The organism is Burkholderia sp. PR2, assembly GCF_052372875.1.
Lineage (GTDB): Bacteria > Pseudomonadota > Gammaproteobacteria > Burkholderiales > Burkholderiaceae > Burkholderia > Burkholderia diffusa.
Window position 1 is genome coordinate 817,342 of record NZ_JBQRWH010000002.1, and the last position, 18,526, is coordinate 835,867.

Below are 18,526 nucleotides of genomic sequence, written 5' to 3' on the forward strand. Positions count from 1 at the left end.
TGTGCGCTAGCTTAACATCTCGCGACATCGCACCATTGCCGCATGAATACCCTTTCCTCACCGTCGTCGCGCGGCGCGCGACAACCGCTCGTCGCGGCAGGCGCGGTCGCGTTCACGATCATGTCGTGGGCCTCCGCATTCCCGTTCATCCGGATCGGCCTGCACGGCCTGGCGCCCCTGCAACTCGCGGCGGCGCGCTTTGCTACCGCCGCGTTGCTCGTGATCGCGTGGCTTGCATGGCGACGGCCTCCAAGGCCCACGAAACGCGATGCGTTGCGCTTCCTGGCCTGCGGTTTCCTCGGCATCGCACTCTATAACGCACTGCTCAATACCGGCGAGCAAACCGTATCGGCCGGCGCGGCGAGTTTCATCGTGAACACGCTGCCGATCTTCACCGCGCTGCTTGCCGCGATGTTTCTCGGCGAACGATTCAATCGGTGGGGATGGCTCGGTTCGCTGGTCAGCCTCGCCGGCATCGGCGTGATTGCGCACGGGCAGCCGGGCGGGCTTGTCCTCGGCTCGGGGAGCACGCTGATTCTCGGTGCGGCCCTGTGTTCGGCGAGCTATTTCGTGTTGCAGCGGCGACTGATTCCCGTATACGGCGCGCTGCCTTGCGCCGCGTACACGCTGCTGGCCGGTGCGCTGCTGCTCACGCCCTGGTTGCCCGGCGCGCTCGACTCGCTCGGCGGCGCGTCGCACGACACGACGCTGGCGGTATTGATCCTCGGCGTATTTCCCGCGGCACTCGGTTACGCGACCTGGACCTTCGCACTCGGCTATTTCGGTGCGGCGCGCGCCGCCAACTTTCTCTATCTTACGCCAGCGGTGGCAACAGCTCTGTCGATGATGCTAACGGGCGAGCGGCCCGGCATCGAGACGGTATGCGGCGGCCTGCTGGCGATTGCAGGCGTGATCCTGGTCGCCTTGCGCGGGCGATCGCAGGGTCGGGATCGCAACGCGTAACCTCACCTGCCCGTCGAGCCGGAAGCGGGCGGGCCCAGGCGAACTCCGGTATCTGCGGAGCCGAGTGCAATGTCGGGGCCGTCGGCCTGCGCCAATTCGTCGACGCCGGCAGGGTTGACCGTTAGTTGCACTCGACAGGTTTCGCACTCGAGAAAGCTTTTTCATGAACCCGGCTGCGCGAAGGCGAGTGTCCAAACTGTGCAGACAAATCGACCGAACAGTTCCCGACTGACCGCACGTCAGTGTCCATGGCTTCGCCCCTGCGACCGGCCGATTATGGATACCGTCGTAAGGCCATCGACAGCGAATCGCAGCCTTTGGCTCGCTGCGGCGCACGATTTCCGGCATCCGGCAACCTGGCAGTCCGGGCGCCGAACCGTGCCGCGCCGCCCACTACGCGATTCGCCGCAGCGCGCAAAATCGGCTTCGGATATATTCATACGAATTGCATGGCGTCAGGCGCGGGGCAGTCGCTCGCCCGGGCGGCATGCAAGCGAAGCCCATGATGGGTACGGAGACTCGTCCGATCGCCCCGGCCCGCAGCCGGCCGGTCGAGACGTCAATAGAAAGACATTCAATTCGGAGATGGCAGATGGAACGAAGCACTGTCGGCATGCGCTGCAAACCCCTGATCACCGTCGCACTGGCCGCCGCCGCGTTCGCGGCCGCGTCGGGCGCGATGGCCGACCAGGTCGTGAAGATCGGCAGCGTGGAACCGACGACGGGTGGCATCTCGCACCTCGGCAAGGACAACGAGAACGGCGCGCGCCTCGCGGTCGAGGAAATCAACGCGAAGGGGCTGACGATCGGCGGCAAGAAGGTCACGCTGCAGCTCGACGCACAGGATGACGCGGCCGACCCGCGCCAGGCCACCCAGGTCGCGCAGAAGCTCGTCGACGACAAGGTCGTCGCCGTCATCGGCCACCTGAACTCGGGCACGTCGATCCCGGCGTCGAAGATCTACAGCGACGCGGGCATCGTGCAGATCTCGCCGTCGGCCACGAACCCCACCTACACGCAGCAAGGCTTCAAGACGACCTACCGCGTCGTCGCGACCGACGCGCAGCAGGGCCCGGCGCTCGCGAGCTACGCGCAGTCGAAGGGCGTGAAGAGCGTGGCGGTGATCGACGATTCGACCGCCTATGGCCAGGGTCTCGCAAACGAGTTCGAGAAGAAGGCGAAAGCGCTCGGCCTGAAGGTGCTGTCGCACGACGCGACCAACGACAAGGCGGTCGACTTCCGCGCGATTCTGACGAAGGTCAAGGGCGAGAACCCGGACGCGATCATGTACGGCGGCATGGACGCCACCGGCGGCCCGCTCGCGAAGCAGGCGAAGCAGCTCGGCCTGCGCGCGAAGATCCTGTCCGGCGACGGCGTGTGCACCGACTCGCTCGCCGAACTGGCCGGCCCGGCGGCAGACAACGTGCTGTGCTCGCAGGCCGGCGCCGCGCTCGAGAAGATGCCGGGCGGCGCGGCGTTCCTCGCCAAGTATCAGAAGCGCTTCAACCAGGGTATCAAGTTCGATGCGCCGTTCGCGTACGACGCGGTCTACATCGCGGTTGACGCGATGAAGCGCGCGAACTCGACGGACGCGGCGAAGATCCTCGCGGCGATGCCGTCGACGAAGTATGAAGGCGTGATCGGCACGACGACGTTCGACGCGAAGGGCGACCTGACGCACGGGATCATCTCGATCTACGGCTACAAGAGCGGCAAGAAGACCTTCCTCGACCAGGTGAAGATGTAACGCCCCGCGACGCCGGCACGACGGGAACGCCATCCGTCGGCGCCGGCGCCGTGCGGTGCCGATTCAAGTTTTGCGGAGATGAAGCAACATGTGTGCAATGGCGTATGCGGAATTTCAACAGGAGTTGAAGAAAGCGCAGTTGACGGCTCGGGAATTCGCCCGCCTGATCCGGATGAACGAAAGTTCCATCACGAACTATTCGAGCAAGGGTACCGTCCCTTCCCACCTCGCGGTCATCGCGACCCTGATCGGTGCGCTCGCCGCGCACGAGATCGATTTCCGGCACGTCATCGGTAAAACGGGTATCGAGCCGAAACGGCCGCGCGGCGTCGGTGCGTTTCCGGCAGCGCGCAAGCCGCGCGTGCGGAAGACCGCGAAAGCCGGCTCGTGAGCCGGGACGGGCGCCAGTCGCGGCATCGCACGTGTCGCTCGATCCTGCGCGCGCCCGATACCGTCACGCCTGCTGCCGCGCCACACGCGCGGCCCACCCGTCACCCCGCCGCACGCACGTGATCGAGCAGCGCCTGCAGCGGATGACGCACCTGCCGCGCGGACATGCGCTTCACCTGGCTGCGGCACGAATACCCGGTCGCCAGCGCTTCGCCCTCCTCTTCCGGCGCATCGACATGCGCGGCCCACGATTGCGCATAGATCGCCTGCGACGTCTGCAGGTTGCGCGCCTCGTGCCCGTAGGTCCCCGACATCCCGCAGCAGCCGGCCGCCTGAACCGCCAGGCGCAGCCCGCGACGCGCGAACACCTGTGTCCACTGCTTGCCGCTGTCCGGCGCGTTGGTCTTCTCGGTGCAATGCGGCAGCAGCCGATACGGTGCCGATACGCTGTCCGAACCCGCGCCCGCCGCCGCCTCCGGCAGCGCGTGCAGCAACCACTCCTGCGGCAGCGCAACCTTCGGCACGTCGGCAAGCCCCGTCACCTTCAGGTATTCCTGCCGATACGTGAGCGTCATCGCCGGATCGAGGCCGACAAGCGCGACGCCTGAGCGCGCGAGCGCGGCCAGTTGGGTCGCGTTGCGAATCGCCGCCTGCTCGAACGCGCGAAGGAAGCCCTGCACATGCAGCGCCTTGCCGTTCGGCGCGAGCGGCGCGAGCCACACCTGAAAGCCGACGCGCGCGGCCAGCTCGATCAGCGTCGCCAGTTGCTCGGTATCGAAATAGCGCGTGAACGTGTCCTGTACGATCACGACGCTGCGCGCGCGCTGCGCATCGCTCAGCGCGGCGAGCGCCCGCGGATCGGCCGGCCGCACGTTCCACTGCCGGATCACGGCCGCGAGGTCGAAGCGGCTCAGGAGCGGGCTGTCGACCATACCGAGGTGCCGCTCGAGCAGCATGCGCACCCAGCCGGCGCGCATCAGGCCGTTGTACAGCGCGGGCACGCGCGCCATCCACGGCATCGTGAATTCGAGCGAGCCGATCAGGTAGTCGCGCAGCGGCCGCAGGTAGCGCTGGTGATACAGCTCGAGAAAACGCGAGCGAAACTCGGGCACGTTGACCTTGACCGGGCACTGCCCCGCACACGACTTGCACGCGAGACAGCCGGCCATCGCGTCGTACACCTCGTGCGAGAAGTCGGCTTCCCCGCTGCGCGCGGCGCGGCTGTTGCGCCAGCGGGCAACGAGGCCACGCATGAACGGCTGCCGCGCACGCGCCGCCGCGACGACGTCGATGCCGGCCTGTCCTTGCAGACGCAACCATTCGCGCATCAACGACGCGCGCCCCTTCGGCGACTGCACGCGTTCGCGCGTCACCTTCCACGACGGGCACATCGCGTCGTCCGGATCGAAGTTGTAGCACGCGCCGTTGCCGTTGCAGTGCATCGCCGTGCCGTAGCTCTGCCACACGCGCTCGTCGATCTGCCGGTCATGGTCGCCGCGCGTCGACACTTCGTCGATCTTCAGCAGCCGCAGCGTGTTGTCCGGCGGCGTCGCGATCTTGCCCGGGTTGAACTGGTTGTGCGGATCGAACGCGGCCTTCAGCTGCTGCAGCGACGGATACAGCTCGCCGAAGAACGCCGGCGCATATTCGGAGCGCACGCCCTTGCCGTGTTCGCCCCATAACAGGCCACCGTGCCGCCGCGTGAGTTCGGCCACCGCGTCCGACACCGGCCGCACCAGCGCGGCCTGCCGCGGGTCCTTCATGTCCAGCGCCGGGCGCACGTGCAGCACGCCCGCGTCGACGTGGCCGAACATCCCGTACTGCAGCCCGTGGCCGTCGAGCAGCGCGCGGAATTCGGCGATATACGCGGCGAGATTCTCGGGCGGCACCGCCGTGTCCTCGACGAACGGTTGCGGGCGCGCCTCGCCCTGCACATTGCCGAGCAGGCCGACCGCGCGCTTGCGCATCGCGTACACGCGCTTCACCGCATCGTCGCCGGCCGCGAGCGTGTGCCCCAGCCGCTCGACGCTCGTGTCGGTGCGCAAATGCTCGACGAATGCACGCACGCGCGCATCGACGTCGTCGGCATCGTCGCCGCTGAATTCGATCAGGTTGATGCCGAGCGTCGGACGCGCGTCGTCCTGCGGAAAATACTCGGCCACGCTGCTCCACACGAAATCCTTCATCGCGAGCATCAGCACCTTCGAGTCGACCGTCTCGATCGACAGCGGCTTGAGTTCGAGCAGCGCACGCGCATCGCGCAGCGCGTCCATGAAGCCGGCGTAGCGCACGTTGACCAGCACCGAATACTTCGGGATCGGCAGCACGTTCAGCTTCGCCTCGACGACGAAGCCGAGCGAGCCTTCGGCGCCGCACAGCACGCTGTTCAGGTTGAAGCGGCCGTCCGGTTCGCGCAGGTGCGCGAGGTCATAGCCGGTCAGGCAGCGATTGAGCTTCGGAAACTTCGCTTCGATCAGCGCGGCCTTCTCGTCGCTGATGCGGCGCGCGGTGCGATAGACCTTGCCGATGCGGTCCTGCCGCGCGCAGCGGCGCTCCAGTTCGTCGTCCGCGAGCGCGTCGCTGTGCAGGTGCTCGCCGCCCATCAGCACGAAGTCGAGCGCGAGCACGTGGTCGCGTGTCTTGCCGTACGTGCAGCTGCCCTGCCCGCTCGCGTCGGTGTTGATCATCCCGCCGACCGTCGCACGGTTCGACGTCGACAGCTCGGGCGCGAAAAAGAGGCCATGCGGCTTCAGCGCGGCGTTCAGCTGGTCCTTGACGACGCCCGCCTGCACGCGCACCCAGCGCTCGTCCGCGTTGATTTCCAGAATCCGGTTCATGTTGCGCGACAGATCCACGACCACACCGTCGGTCAGCGACTGCCCGTTGGTGCCCGTGCCGCCGCCGCGCGCCGCCACCGCGACGTCGCGGTGCGCGGGCTCGGCGAGCAGCTGGGCCACCAGCCGGACGTCGTCCGCATGCGCGGGACAGATCACCGCTTGCGGCAGGCGCTGGTAGATCGAGTTGTCGGTGGCCTGAACCGTCCGGTTCGCATGGTCCGCGCGGATTTCCCCGGCGAATCCGGCCGCCTGGAGGGCGGCGAGAAAGTCACGGTACGCGTTCGCGGGCGGGCTGGCGGGACGGGGCAACGGGGCGATCGACATGGGGTAAAAGCGCAAGGTGGACGAACCGGTGTGCTCGCGTGCTCGGAAACATGAGTTTTGAGCAAGTTTCCACGCGACCGGGAATTCCAGTATCTTTGTAAATTCCGCGAGAAACAAACGAATTCTCATCCGGCGAATATTGCATAAAACTCATGAATTACCGTCGCCTCACCCCATCGATGTCGCTGCTGCTCGTGTTCGAGGCAGCCGCGCGACACGAAAGCTACACGCGTGCAGCCGAGGAACTGTCGCTGAGCCAGAGCGCGATCAGCCGGCAGGTCCAGACGCTCGAGGATCAACTCGGCGTGCCGCTGTTCCGGCGCGAGGGCCGTTCCGTGAAGCTGACCGAAGTCGGGCGCCGCTACTTCGTCGAGCTGAGCGGCGCACTGGGGCGCATCCGCGGCGCGACGCTGCAGGCGATGTCCCACCAGGCCGGCGCCGGCACGCTGCGGCTCGCGACGTTGCCGACGTTCGGCTCGAAATGGCTGCTGCCGCACCTGCACGACTTCTACGCGGCGCATCCGGGCGTGACCGTGCACCTTCATTCGCGGATCGGCGCGATCGATTTCCTCAACGACGACCTCGACGCAGCCATCACCGTCGGCGCGGACGACTGGCCCGGCCTGCACGCGCATCGGCTGTACAACGAGTTCCTGATCGCGATCGCGAGCCCCGACGCGGGCAGGCGCCGCAAGGCCGAAGCACGCACGCCTGCCTGGGCCGTGCAGCAGACGCTGCTGGGCGTAACGAGCAACCAGCAGGCGTGGGCCGAATGGTTCTCGCACTATCGGCTCGACCATCGCCAGATGCGTATCGGCCCGAGCTTCGAGCTGACGTCGCACCTGATCCAGGCCGTGCGGGCCGGGATGGGGATCGGGCTGGTGCCGAAGGTGCTGGTGGAAGACGAACTGAGCCGCAACGAGCTCGTGTCGATCGGCGACGCGATTACCAGCCAGCGCAGCTATTACCTCGTCTATCCGCCGGGGAACGAAACGCTGCCGTCGCTCGTCGCGTTCCGCGAATGGTTGCTGAAGTCGTGCTGAAACACCGCGGGTCAGGCCGCGATCCGATGATCGCCGGTCACGCGCGCCATTCGTCGAGAATCTGCTCGGCGAGGTAGTCGCACGGCGCACGCGCGGACTGCGCACTGCGCGCCAGCACGACCTCGAGCTCCCCCAGCGGCGGCAGCCCGTGGGCCTCCGAAAGCTGAACGAGATGATCGGGAATGCAGCAACGCGCCAGGGGCGCGACGGCGAGCCCGGCCTCGACCATGCTGAGCAGCCCGAGGTAGCTCGGGCTTTCATACGACATCCGGAACGGGATGTGCTGCCGGTTCAGCGCCTTGATCGCGTGATCGCGCGCCATGCTGCCGCCGTGCGTGAAAAAGGCCACCGGCAGCGGCCGCTCTTCCCAGACGTTCCGTTTCGGCGACCCGGTCCAGACGATCGGCTCCATCCGGATCAGCTCGCCGGTCACGCCGTTGATCCGCGTGAGACACGCGAGGTCGACCGTGTTGTCCTTCAGCATCGGCACGAGTGCGCTGCTCGGCTGGCCGATCACGCGCACTTCCACGCGCGGGTGCATCGCGGCGAATTTGCCGAGCACCTGCGGCAGCAGCGACGAGATGTAGTCGTCGGGCACGCCGATCGTCACGCGGCCGCGGATCTCCGGGCGCACCACCGACGCCCACGCCTCGTCGCGCATCGCCAGCATCCGGCGCCCGTATTCGGCGAGTGTCCTGCCGTCGTCGGTGGCCGTCACGTTGCGCGTATCGCGGATGAAGAGCGGCTTGCCGAGCGCATCTTCCAGCGCCTTGATCTGCATGCTCACCGCCGACGGCGACCGATGCACGGCCTGCGCGCCCTGCGCGAACGATCCGGACTCCGCAACTGCCACCACCATCGCCAGCACATCGAGGTCGAGCTTCTTCATTTCATTCAGAAAATCTGATCAATCGATTCAGTTTATCCCGTTTTACTGTTCACCTCCACGGTCGGACAATGAATCCCGTCAGCACTCGTTGCAGGAAGCGGAAAACATGCATACGTCCGGATCGCTCTACGGATTTCTCGCCATCGGCGGCATGCTCGCGGTCACGCCGGGGCCGAACATGGTCTACGTGATGTCACGCTCGATCGCGCAAGGGCGCGTGGCCGGGCTCATTTCGCTGGCCGGCGTGATGATCGGTTACCTGTTCTACATGTTCGGCGCGGCGTTCGGCATCACGACGCTGTTCATGAGCGTGCCTTATGCGGGCAGCGTGCTGGGCGCGATCGGTGCGGCCTACCTGCTGTACCTCGCTTGGCAGGCGGTCAGGCCCGGCGGCCGTTCGCCGTTCGAGGTGCGGACACTGCCGAACGAGCAGCCGCTGCGGCTGCTGGCGATGGGCGCGACGACCAGCGTGCTGAATCCGAAGCTCGCGATGCTGTTCGTGTCGCTGCTGCCGCAATTCATCGACTACCGGCAAGGCAGCGTGTTCGGCCAGTCGCTGTTTCTCGGTTCACTGCTGATCGCCGCGTTCGCGTCGGCAAACGGGCTGGTGGCGATCTGCTCGAGCAGCATCGCGAAGTTCCTGCACGGGCGCCCGATGCTGCTGCTCGCGCAGCGCTGGGCGATGGGTCTTATCCTCGGCGGCCTCGGTGTGCAGATGGTTGTCGACGCATCGAAGATGGCGGGTGTGGCGTAATGGCCGCGAGTATGGCTGAAATGAAATCGGCCAGCAGGCGCCACACTGCCGGCCGTCACGCACATCACGCTTTGAACGCGCCGTCGATGCAGCGCAATCACTTCGTCAGCAGTTCGGCTTCCAGCTCGCGCAACCGTTCCGGAAACCGGACGCGCAGCACCAGAAACCACCCGAGCCCGATCGCCAGCAGCGACGAACACATAAGGCAGACATGCGTAGACGCCTTCCGGCACCGCATACACGCTGCCGGCGAGCGGAATCGCGAGCAGCACGACCGCAACGATGCTGATCGCCACGTGCCGCGCGCGAAGCTTGCGCTGCCGATGCAGATAAAGCGGCGCGCCGATCGCGACCAGCACGTAGGCGAGCAGCCAGCCATACGTCGCGATCGAGCTGAGGTAGCCGTACGAATCGAGCAGCGCCGTGCCCCGCGCCGTCAACACCAGCGCGGCCGCCAGCGCGAGCGCCGCAATCAACGCGACTGCGACGTGCGGCGTCGCATTCGTCGCGTGCGCACGCCCGGTCGACGCATGCAGCACACCCTGCCGCCCGAACGTGTAGACGATCCGCGCCGCCGCATTGATCGACGAGAAGAACGCCGCGAAGAAGCTCAACGCCACCCCCGCGTCGATCAGCACGCCGATCCACCCGGCGCCCAGTCGATGCGCCAGCACCGCGAGCGGGCCGTCAACGCGGTCGAGCGGCGGCGTCTGGCCGTGGAACGCGCTCACCATTCCGTATGCGCCGATCACGAACAGGATCGCGGGTCCGACCACGCTGATCAGCACCGCGCGCGGAATCGCGCGAAACGGATCGCGCGCCTCGGCGCCGAGCACGGTCGCGCTCTCGAAACCCGTGAAGCTGAAGAACGCGAGCACCATCCCGAGCTGAAGCTGCGTCGGCTTCACGCCTTCGAGCGTCAGCTGTGCGCGATCGACCGGATGCGTGCCGAACGCGATCGTCGCGATCACGACGCCGGCGATCAGCAGCAACGTCGCGAGTTCGACCAGCAGCGTGAAGCGCGTGGAAAGCCGGATGTCGCGAAACGCGATATACCACGCGGCGAACGCGGTAACGATCGTGAGGCCCAGCACCGTGCCGACCGGCGTCGCGCTGCCCAGCAGCCCCGTTTCGCGGCCGAGCACGAGAAACGTGTTGATCGTTCCCTGCAGGATGCCTGCTGCTGCCACCGCATAGGCGATCAGCAGCGACCAGCCGCAGATGGCGCCCCAGATCGGTCCGATGCCGGCCGACACGTATGCGTATAGCGCGCCCGGCGACGCCGAATCCCGCGCGAACAGCGAGATGCTCCACGACGAGAACAGCAGCGCGACGATGGCGAACACGTATGCAAGCCACGTGCCGTTACCGGCCGTCGCGAATACGGCAGGGATCAGCACGCCGATCCCGCCCGACACGCCGACGAGACCGATCGACTGCGCGATCAGTTCGGGCAGGCTCAGGTAGTTGCGCCGCAGGCCGCTCGCCTGCGGCGCGGCGTCTTGCGCAGGCAGCGCCTGCGCGGATGTTGCTGGATAACTCATCGATTTGCCTCGTCAGGGATGAACCGGTGCGGCGTGCGCCGCGTCGGTGTCGGCGGCCGCCCATCAATTCCAGGAATGGCGCGCAGGCTTCACGCCGTTCAGGTAGTAGTTGCCGATCGCGTGGTACTTCCAGCGCACCGGGTCGTGCAGTGTGTGCACGCGCGCGTTGCGCCAGTGGCGGTCGAAGTTGTATTTCGCCAGCGTCGATTTGCTGCCGCCGAGTTCGAACAGCTTGCTCGCGGCAAGCAGCGACACTTCGGTCGTCGCGATCTTCGCCTCGCCGACCGCGATAGCGGCCTGCGCGACCGCCTCCTCACCCGGCTCGCGCTTCGCCGCGTCGACGAAGCGCCCCGAGCGCGCGAGCAGCGCTTCGGCCGCATGCACGCGGTACGCGATATCGCCGATCTGCGCGACCGTCAGCGGGTCCTCGCTCGCGCGTTCGACGCCGCTGTCGATCCACGGGCGCGCATGCTGCTGCACGAACGCGATCGTGTCCTGCAGCGCGGCGCGCGCGATGCCGAGGTCGATCGCGGCGGTCGTGATCTGCGCAAACGGGCCCGCGAAGGTCGGGCGGTCGTACGAACGCTGCGTGTGGAAGATCTCGAACGCGCTCACACGCACGTTCTCGACGATCACCGTGCCGCTCGCGGTCGTGCGTTGCCCGAAGCCGCTCCAGTCGTCCACCACGGTCAGCCCCGGCGCGCCCTGCCGCACGAACGCGAGCACCGCCTGGTCCGACTCGTCGAGCGCGAGCACCGGAATCCAGTGCGCGAACAGCGTGCCGGTCGAATAGAACTTGCGGCCGTTCAGCACGAACGCGTCGCCGTCGCGGCGCACGCGCGTCTGGATATCAAGCACGTTCTTGCCGCCGGCCTCGGAAAACGCATTGCCGTAGCGCGTGCCCTTCAGAACGAGATCGAAGAAGAAGCGCTTTTGCGCGTCGCTGCCTTCGAGACGGATGTCCTCGATCAGGCAGTAGTGGTTCTGCGGTATCTGGCCGACCGACGGGTCCGCCTGCGACACGATCGCAATCACTTCGGCGAGCGTCACGCTCGACACCTCCGCGCCACCGTATTCACGCGGGACGGTGATGCCCCACAGGCCGCTCGACGAGAACAGGTCGATCTCGTCGAACGGCAGTTTCCGCTCGCGGTCGCGCAGCGCGGCGTGCTCCGCCAGTCGCGCCGCGACCTGGTGTGCGACGTCGATCGCTTCGGCGTCGGAGCCGATGACGGGAACGGACGTAGCGCCCGCTTGCGATTGCGTATTTTCTTCGATGATTTCCGTCGACATGAAATTTCCGGAAAAGCCCATGAATCGGTTGACGACGCCGCGCAGGCAGCCGCCGACCCCCTGTTTCGATATCCGAAACGTCAAACCGGATACGCTCACGATGGCCGCCGCCGGCGCACCCTTCGATCGTCCGGCGCGGCCCGCTTGACCGCCTGCGACTCGCTGGCCGCCTACCTCACGCGGCGACTGCCTGCCGCTGCGCCTCGAGTTCGCGCACGAGCGGCAGCACGCGCTGGCCGAAGTACTCGACTTCCTCGATGAAATGCAGGAACCCGGCGAGCACGAGATCGACGCCGATCGCCTTCAGCGCGACGATCCGCTCGGCGATCTGTTGCGGCGTGCCAATCAGGTTCGTGCGGAAACCGTCGTTGTACTGCACGAGATCCTCGAAGGTGGATTTCGCCCAGTTGCCCTCGCCTTCCGGTGACGCCTTGCCGGCCTCCTTCGCCGCATCGCCAAACGCATGCACGGCCTCGACGTGTGCATGCCGGACGATGTCGTCGAGCACGGCCCGCGCCTCTTCCTCGGTGTCGCGCGCGATCACGAACGCGTTGACGCCGATCCGCACGCGGTGGTTGTTCGCGGCCGCCTTCGCGCGGATGTCGTCGATCTGCGCCTTCAGGTTCTCCGGCGTATTGCCGTTCGTGAAATACCAGTCCGACACGCTGGCCGCGTTGTCGCGCGCCGCACGCGAACTGCCGCCCTGGAAGATCTCCGGGTGCGGTTTCTGCACGGGCTTCGGGCTCAGCGTGTAATCGTTGAAGCGGTAGAAGTCGCCCTTGAACGTGAAATTGTCCTGCGTCCAGATGCCCTTCAGCGCCTGAATGAACTCCTTCGAGCGCCGATAGCGTTCGTCGTGCTCGAGCCACGGCTCGCCGATCGCGGTGAATTCACCCTTGAACCAGCCGCTGACGACGTTGATCGCGATGCGTCCGTTCGAAATGTGGTCGATCGTCGCGAGCTGCTTTGCGACCACGGCCGGATGCCAGGGCCCCGGCAGGATCGCCGCGAGCACCTTCAGTTTGGTGGTCGCGTGCAGCAGCGCCTGGCTGAACGAGACCGACTCGTGCTGGTGTTCGGCGCCATAGCCGGCCGTGAAGCGGATCTGACTCAACGCGTAGTCGAAGCCGGCCGCCTCGGCCGTGCGCGCGAGCTTCTGGTTGTATTCGAGGCTCCAGTCGGTACGCTGCTCGATCGTGCTGACGACGAGTCCGCCGCTGACGTTCGGCACCCAGTACGCGAATTTGACACCGTCGGCCGGAGATTTTTGAATGCTCATGAGAGGTCCTGATCGAAGGGTGAAACGAAAGACGGGCTATGCGGCCGCGGCGGCAAGCGTTCTCGGACACAGTTGCGGCGCCGCACGCTCCATCGCGAGCGCGATGCGTACGCGCAGTGCGGGGTTCGCGAATTCGTAGTGGTCGAAATCGCTTTCGGCTACATACAGGCCGATCGGCAGCGTGCGTGACGGACGTTGCAGGCCGCCCGACAGGGCGACCACGTCGAGGGTGTTGCTCATGCCATGCGTTCCCGTTGTCAAGCCGCGCGTTGCCGCGCCGATACGGTGTGGGGTTCGCAAGGAGCGTGCCATTCTCGACGGATGCGCGATCGTGGAGATCATCTGCATCACGAAGTTTTATTCAATCGCCCATCGGGCAAGGCTTACGCGGGCAAATAGCCAGCCATGGAAAGCGTTTCACCAATCGCATCGCATCGATATTCCATTGCGCGATGAACCGGCGGAAACACCTTTGCTGATGCGCTGCTGCTCAATCAGCAGTTTCGCGCCCTTCGTTCGTCGGACCGCTGCGATCGGACACCGTTTCATCCTGCACAGCAATCCGGCTTTCGTTATCAGAAATCGATGTTTCCCGTCCGGCCCAAAACACTGAACACTCTGATGACCAGGCAGCAACCGGACCGCGGCGCCAGTCGACGCTGGTTCAAACCGTTCGATCGACTCACGCCTTCATCGCCATGACCTCCCTGTTTGCAACGCCGCGTCCTGTCAATCTTCGTGTCGTCGCCGCGCAGCCGGACGAATCGCGCGGCGCGCCCGTTCTCGAGCGCTCCACGCACCATGTGCGGGCCCGCGCCCGCGCGCCCGTGTTCGTCGACCCGCGTTCGCTCGCGCTGCTCGAACGCGTGCGGCTCGTCGCGCCGAGCGACGCAAACGTGCTGATCGTCGGCGAGACCGGCACCGGCAAGGAGTTGATCGCGCGCCAGGTGCGCGACGGCAGTCATCGTTGCGGCGGCCCGTTCGTCGCCGTGAACTGCGGCGCGCTGTCCGACACGCTCGTCGACAGCGAACTGTTCGGTCATGAGAAAGGCGCATTCACGGGCGCGGTCGGCGCGAAGCCCGGCTGGTTCGAAGCCGCGAACGGCGGCACGCTGTTTCTCGACGAAATCGGCGACCTGCCGCTGTCGATGCAGGTCAAGCTGCTGCGCGTGCTGCAGGAGCGCGAGGTCGTGCGGCTCGGCTCGCGCACGGGCATTTCGATCGACGTGCGCGTGGTGGCCGCGACCAACGTCGACCTGCAGCAGGCGGTGGTGGACGGACGGTTTCGCGGCGACCTGTTCTACCGGCTCAACGTCGTGCGTCTCGACGTGCCGAGGTTGCGCGAACGGCCGGGCGACATCCTGCCGCTCGCGCGCCACTTCTTCGACGAATACCGCAGCCGCCTCGGCCATGGGCCGCGCAGCATCGACCCGCGCGCGGCGCGGCGGCTCGAAGCACATTCGTGGCCCGGCAATATCCGCGAACTGGAGAACGTGATCCATCACGCGCTGCTGGTGAGCCGCCACGATGCGCTGCACGACACCGACCTGAACCTGTCGTCGTCATGCGTGCCGGCCGTGGCTGCCGGCGTGCGGGAAGCGGCGGGCCGCGTGCCCGCTCAGGATGCGCTCGAACTGGCACTGTGCGCGCTGTTCGACGAGGCGCACGCGAACCTGTTCGAACGCATCGAGGATACCGTGATGCGGGTCGCGTTCGATTTCAGTCACCGCAACCAGATCCAGGCCGCGCGACTGCTCGGCATCAGCCGGAACGTGTTGCGTGCGCGGCTGATTCGCGCGAAGGTGATCGCGGCAGTCAAGTAAGCGCGATCGCGCGGCTGCATGCGGTGCCGCGAGTCAGCAATGCGGGCGGCGGACGCTTCGGCACGTCGCAATTCATCGCCGGCATGAGCTGGCGAAGCCGATGCGCGACTCGCCTCCGCAACGGCGAGCAGCGCGTGGTCCAGCCGCTCGCCGTGCGGTACGCCACTATTTCCCGACGCCGCCCGTCACGCCGCCGAGCAACGATGTAACGGGGGCGAGCGGATTCGCCGAGGAACCCGCTCCGCCCGCCGCGCCACCGAGCGTGCCGGTGACCGTCGACACGAGATTCGTCACCGGCGCCAGCGGGCTCGCCGCGCCGGCACCGTTCGTGCCGCCGAGCGCACCGGTCAGCGACCCGAGCGGCGTCGAGCCGAGCCCCGACAGCAAGCCGCCGAGCGGGCCGGACGGGCTCGAACCGTTCGACGGGCCGTTCTGCACGGTGGCGACGGAAGCGCCCGCGAGACTCACGATCAGCCCGGGAATCGGTGCAACGCCGTTCGGACCGTTGTAGTTCACGAGTCCACCCGCGTTCGTGACGGTATTGCCGATCGCGCCGACGAGCGCCCCCACCGAGCCGACGGCTGGCTGTGACGAAACGGATCCCATCCGCGAGCCCGTCGTCGCCAGCGCGCTGCCGACCTGCCCGAGCAAGCCGGCCACCGGCTGCCCGAGGCCCGTGGTCGCGCCAATCTGTTGCGTCGCCTGACCGGCCGTGATGACCAGCGGTGTGACGGCCGAACTGAGCGGCTGCGTGACCTGCTGCACGGCACCCGATGCCAGCGTCGCGCCGACCGTGTTGCCCGCCGCGCCGAGTCCGCCGGCCACGGTGTCGAGCACCGCGCCGACGGGTGTCGTCACCGGCGCGAGCGGCGCCAGCGGCCCCGAGCCGAGCGCGCGGACGGTCTGCGCGAGGCCCGCAACCGGATTCGCCGTTGCGCCGACGACGTCGCCGAGGCCGGCGACCGTCGTACCGACCGGGTTGGGCGTCGAACCGATCTTGCCGAGCCCGTCGCTGAGCGCATCGGCCGCGGCGCGGGAAATCGTACTGACGCTCGAGATCGTGTCGCCTGCGCTGCGCGTCACGGTATTCCCGAGTACCGGTAACGACATCGCGCTGACGGTCGAGCCGACGCCGGCCGCGAGCGCGCCCGCGGTACTCACGACGCCGCGCGTGCCGGGGGCGCCGCTGGTGCCCCAACCCCCGTCGGGGGTGTTGCTGCCGGGCGTATTGCCGCCGATGGTTGCGCCGCCGGTGCTCGCGGCCGCGCTCGACGGCGCGGCGACGTCGGTGCCGCCACAGGCGGCCAGCATGCCGGCGGCGGCGAGCAACGCCGTGGACGTGACAATGCGGGTTCGATACATGGTGGTCTCCTCGCGGTCCGGGCGATGGAATGTTCGATTGAGGACCGGAGGAGAAACAGCATTTTCCATGCCATTGGCGCCAATCGAACGGGCCGTCCCGCCGCCACGCCAGCATCCGCGCGCCCGTGCAAGCGCCTGCCCGCGATCACGATCGATACATTTCTGGCCCATGAGCGGCTCTGTTTTCGTTACATTCGTGCTACGAATGCTTCGATGTTACGTAACGCCGGCCGCGGCACGCCGCATTCGGCGCGGCGCCTACCATTCACAGTACGAAAACCGACGGCACCGCATGCGTGCCGCCGGGCCTCGGCCCACCGTCAGGAACCCGTTGCCATGAAAAAGCTCGTGAACCACCCGTCCGCTGTCGTGCGCGAAATGCTCGAAGGCATCGCGCGGCAATCGCCGCATGTCGCGATCCTCGGCGACGAGCACGTGCTCGTGCGCCAGCCGCTGCCCGAGCCGTCGCAGCGCCCCGTCGCGATCGTATCCGGCGGCGGTAGCGGTCACGAGCCCGCGCACGGCGGCTATGTCGGCGAAGGGATGCTGAGCGCGGCCGTCTGCGGCGAGGTGTTTACGTCGCCCCCGACCGACGCCGTGCTCGCCGCGATCCGCGCGTGCGCCGGCCCGAACGGCGCGCTGCTCGTCGTGAAGAACTACACGGGCGATCGCCTCAATTTCGGGCTGGCCGCCGAACTCGCGCGCGCCGAGGGCATTCCGGTGGAGACCGTTATCGTCGCCGACGACGTGTCGCTGCGCGGCCGCGTCGAGCGCGGGCAGCGACGCGGAATCGCGGGCACCGTGCTGATCCACAAGCTGGCCGGCGCGGCCGCCGCGCGCGGGTTGCCGCTTGCCCGCGTCGCGGTAATCGCGCGCGACGCGGCGGCCGAACTCGGCACGATGGGCGTCGCGCTCGACGGCTGCACGATCCCCGGCGCCGACAAGTCGGGATTCAGCCTCGCCGATCACGAGATCGAACTCGGCCTCGGCATCCACGGCGAGAAAGGCGTCGAACGCACCGCGCCACAGGCGGCCGACGCGTTGGTCGAGACGCTGCTGTCGAGTATCGTCGCCGACCTCGTGCTCGATCACGGCGAACGAGTCGCGCTGCTCGTCAACGGTCTCGGCGCGACGCCGGACATGGAACTGGCGATCGTGCTGCGCGCCGCGTACGACAACCTGAGCCGGCGCGGCATCACCGTCGCGCGGGCATGGGGCGGCACGTTCCTGTCGGCGCTGAACATGCCCGGTTGCTCGATCTCGCTGCTGCGGCTGAACGACGAACGCGTGGCCCTGCTCGACGCGCCGACGCACGCGCGCGCATGGCCCGGCGGCGGCACCGTCAACGCGCAGATCCGGGTGGCCGCGGCTGCCGCGCCCGACCAGCCGCTGCCGCCGCTCGATGCGGCCGGCCACGCGTGGGCGGCGCGGCTGCAGCCGGCGCTGCACGCGATCGCGCAAGCGTTGATCGACAACGAAGCCACGCTGACGGAACTCGACACGGCCGCCGGCGACGGCGATCTCGGCGCGAGCATGCATCGCGCCGCGCAGGCGATCCTCGCGTTGCCGGAAGCCGCATACGGCACGCCGGCCGGCACGCTCGCGGCGCTGGGCACCGCGTTGCGCCGCGCGATCGCGGGCAGTTCGGGGCCGTTCTATGCGACCGCGCTGCTGCGCGCGTCGCGGCGGCTCGCCGATGCTGCGGATACCGCCGCACCGTCGGCACGCGACTGGGCTGCGGCATTGCGCAGCGCGGCGGATGCGATCTCCGAACTGGGCGGCGCACGTGCCGGCGATCGGACGATGCTCGATGCGCTGGTGCCGGCCGCCGATGCGTTCGATCGCGCGCTCGATCATGATCGCGACCCAGCTGGCGCATTGGCGCAAGCCATCGAGGCGGCCGAACACGGCGCGCAACGAACGCCGGCATGACGCCGCGCGCGGGGCGTGCGAGCTATCTCGGCGAACGCGCGATCGGCACGCTGGATGGCGGCGCGGTGGCGGTCGCATGCTGGCTGCGCGCGTTGTTGCCGCACGTGCGCTAAACAGCGGTCGAGGGCTGCGCGAGCCAACGCGCGCACGCCCTCATGCGAGATATACACACGAGCCGCTTGTATTTCGACTCGATGCCGTGCACCGGGCCGATCGTGTCGTGCCAGCGCGCCGATACCTCGGTCCGTCCCATCTCGATGTCTCCGTCGTTGCTTCCAGATGGTCGCTCAGAAAGAGTGCAATCGTGTGCGGAACCAGGAGGTGCGGCGCGCGTGGCGCGATCCGG

Annotated in this window: 13 protein-coding genes and 2 pseudogenes; 8 read left to right on the plus strand and 7 right to left on the minus strand. The window is 67.5% G+C overall.

Going from position 1 to position 18,526, the window contains the following annotated elements; all coding sequences use genetic code 11:
- Positions 1-42: 42 nt before the first annotated feature.
- The 3 genes from ACT2FV_RS15315 to ACT2FV_RS15325 all read left to right on the plus strand — a co-directional run bounded on the left by ACT2FV_RS15315 (position 43) and on the right by ACT2FV_RS15325 (position 3,101).
- Complete coding sequence (locus tag ACT2FV_RS15315; protein WP_124904255.1) at positions 43-963, plus strand: DMT family transporter; 921 nt, start codon at positions 43-45, stop codon at positions 961-963.
- A gap of 592 nt (positions 964-1,555) precedes the next feature.
- Entirely contained in the window at positions 1,556-2,710 is a 1,155-nt protein-coding gene (locus ACT2FV_RS15320) for a branched-chain amino acid ABC transporter substrate-binding protein (protein WP_444504235.1), read from the plus strand.
- A gap of 88 nt (positions 2,711-2,798) precedes the next feature.
- Complete coding sequence (locus ACT2FV_RS15325) at positions 2,799-3,101, plus strand: hypothetical protein (RefSeq protein WP_059509270.1); 303 nt, start codon at positions 2,799-2,801, stop codon at positions 3,099-3,101.
- A gap of 100 nt (positions 3,102-3,201) precedes the next feature.
- Here ACT2FV_RS15325 and ydiJ read toward each other — a convergent pair whose 3' ends face one another.
- The gene (gene ydiJ, locus ACT2FV_RS15330) at positions 3,202-6,261 is read right to left on the minus strand and encodes a D-2-hydroxyglutarate dehydrogenase YdiJ (protein WP_444504236.1); all 3,060 of its coding nucleotides are present in this window, start codon (positions 6,259-6,261) and stop codon (positions 3,202-3,204) included.
- Between the two features lie 152 nt (positions 6,262-6,413).
- On the opposite strand from ydiJ, the gene ACT2FV_RS15335 reads away from it, so the two are divergent.
- On the plus strand, positions 6,414-7,304 hold the full coding sequence (locus ACT2FV_RS15335; protein WP_444504237.1) for a LysR substrate-binding domain-containing protein: 891 nt from the start codon (positions 6,414-6,416) through the stop codon (positions 7,302-7,304).
- A 37-nt stretch (positions 7,305-7,341) separates the two neighbouring features.
- On the opposite strand, the gene ACT2FV_RS15340 is transcribed toward ACT2FV_RS15335, so the two are convergent.
- Positions 7,342-8,193, minus strand: a complete 852-nt coding sequence (locus ACT2FV_RS15340; protein ID WP_444504238.1) for a LysR substrate-binding domain-containing protein — start codon at positions 8,191-8,193, stop codon at positions 7,342-7,344.
- A gap of 106 nt (positions 8,194-8,299) precedes the next feature.
- Here ACT2FV_RS15340 and ACT2FV_RS15345 point away from each other — a divergent pair, with 106 nt between their 5' ends.
- Complete coding sequence (locus tag ACT2FV_RS15345; RefSeq protein WP_082728906.1) at positions 8,300-8,947, plus strand: LysE family translocator; 648 nt, start codon at positions 8,300-8,302, stop codon at positions 8,945-8,947.
- 272 nt (positions 8,948-9,219) lie between these two features.
- On the opposite strand, the pseudogene ACT2FV_RS15350 reads toward ACT2FV_RS15345, so the two are convergent.
- The 4 genes and pseudogenes from ACT2FV_RS15350 to ACT2FV_RS15365 form a co-directional block, all read right to left on the minus strand.
- Positions 9,220-10,491 (minus strand): annotated as a pseudogene (locus tag ACT2FV_RS15350) (APC family permease); the annotation flags it as partial.
- A 63-nt stretch (positions 10,492-10,554) separates the two neighbouring features.
- Complete coding sequence (locus ACT2FV_RS15355; RefSeq protein WP_444504239.1) at positions 10,555-11,784, minus strand: SfnB family sulfur acquisition oxidoreductase; 1,230 nt, start codon at positions 11,782-11,784, stop codon at positions 10,555-10,557.
- 175 nt (positions 11,785-11,959) lie between these two features.
- Complete coding sequence (gene sfnG / locus ACT2FV_RS15360) at positions 11,960-13,063, minus strand: dimethylsulfone monooxygenase SfnG (protein ID WP_175816516.1); 1,104 nt, start codon at positions 13,061-13,063, stop codon at positions 11,960-11,962.
- Between the two features lie 36 nt (positions 13,064-13,099).
- Positions 13,100-13,303, minus strand: a complete 204-nt coding sequence (locus ACT2FV_RS15365; RefSeq protein WP_409364590.1) for a hypothetical protein — start codon at positions 13,301-13,303, stop codon at positions 13,100-13,102.
- A 91-nt stretch (positions 13,304-13,394) separates the two neighbouring features.
- Here ACT2FV_RS15365 and ACT2FV_RS15370 point away from each other — a divergent pair, with 91 nt between their 5' ends.
- Both ACT2FV_RS15370 and ACT2FV_RS15375 read left to right on the plus strand, forming a co-directional pair.
- Positions 13,395-13,676: a hypothetical protein gene (locus tag ACT2FV_RS15370; protein WP_444504240.1), complete on the plus strand. Its 282-nt coding sequence runs from the start codon at positions 13,395-13,397 to the stop codon at positions 13,674-13,676.
- Positions 13,677-13,761: 85 nt separating this feature from the next.
- Entirely contained in the window at positions 13,762-14,886 is a 1,125-nt protein-coding gene (locus ACT2FV_RS15375; RefSeq protein ID WP_444504241.1) for a sigma-54 interaction domain-containing protein, read from the plus strand.
- Between the two features lie 165 nt (positions 14,887-15,051).
- Here ACT2FV_RS15375 and ACT2FV_RS15380 read toward each other — a convergent pair whose 3' ends face one another.
- Positions 15,052-16,248, minus strand: coding sequence for a collagen-like triple helix repeat-containing protein (locus ACT2FV_RS15380; RefSeq protein ID WP_226116977.1), 1,197 nt, complete (start codon positions 16,246-16,248; stop codon positions 15,052-15,054).
- A gap of 336 nt (positions 16,249-16,584) precedes the next feature.
- Between ACT2FV_RS15380 and ACT2FV_RS15385 the strand changes: the two are divergent.
- Positions 16,585-18,293, plus strand: a pseudogene (locus ACT2FV_RS15385) (dihydroxyacetone kinase family protein).
- Positions 18,294-18,526: the final 233 nt, after the last annotated feature.

What these genes read in the sequence shown, in the direction of transcription:
- ACT2FV_RS15315 (WP_124904255.1), top strand. Translation starts at nt 43, where the DNA reads ATGAATACCCTTTCCTCACCGTCGTCGCGCGGCGCGCGACAACCGCTC.
- ACT2FV_RS15320 (WP_444504235.1), top strand. Translation starts at nt 1,556, where the DNA reads ATGGAACGAAGCACTGTCGGCATGCGCTGCAAACCCCTGATCACCGTC.
- ACT2FV_RS15325 (WP_059509270.1), top strand. Translation starts at nt 2,799, where the DNA reads ATGTGTGCAATGGCGTATGCGGAATTTCAACAGGAGTTGAAGAAAGCG.
- ydiJ (WP_444504236.1), bottom strand. Translation starts at nt 6,261, where the DNA reads ATGTCGATCGCCCCGTTGCCCCGTCCCGCCAGCCCGCCCGCGAACGCG.
- ACT2FV_RS15335 (WP_444504237.1), top strand. Translation starts at nt 6,414, where the DNA reads ATGAATTACCGTCGCCTCACCCCATCGATGTCGCTGCTGCTCGTGTTC.
- ACT2FV_RS15340 (WP_444504238.1), bottom strand. Translation starts at nt 8,193, where the DNA reads ATGAAGAAGCTCGACCTCGATGTGCTGGCGATGGTGGTGGCAGTTGCG.
- ACT2FV_RS15345 (WP_082728906.1), top strand. Translation starts at nt 8,300, where the DNA reads ATGCATACGTCCGGATCGCTCTACGGATTTCTCGCCATCGGCGGCATG.
- ACT2FV_RS15355 (WP_444504239.1), bottom strand. Translation starts at nt 11,784, where the DNA reads ATGTCGACGGAAATCATCGAAGAAAATACGCAATCGCAAGCGGGCGCT.
- sfnG (WP_175816516.1), bottom strand. Translation starts at nt 13,063, where the DNA reads ATGAGCATTCAAAAATCTCCGGCCGACGGTGTCAAATTCGCGTACTGG.
- ACT2FV_RS15365 (WP_409364590.1), bottom strand. Translation starts at nt 13,303, where the DNA reads ATGAGCAACACCCTCGACGTGGTCGCCCTGTCGGGCGGCCTGCAACGT.
- ACT2FV_RS15375 (WP_444504241.1), top strand. Translation starts at nt 13,762, where the DNA reads ATGACCTCCCTGTTTGCAACGCCGCGTCCTGTCAATCTTCGTGTCGTC.
- ACT2FV_RS15380 (WP_226116977.1), bottom strand. Translation starts at nt 16,248, where the DNA reads ATGTATCGAACCCGCATTGTCACGTCCACGGCGTTGCTCGCCGCCGCC.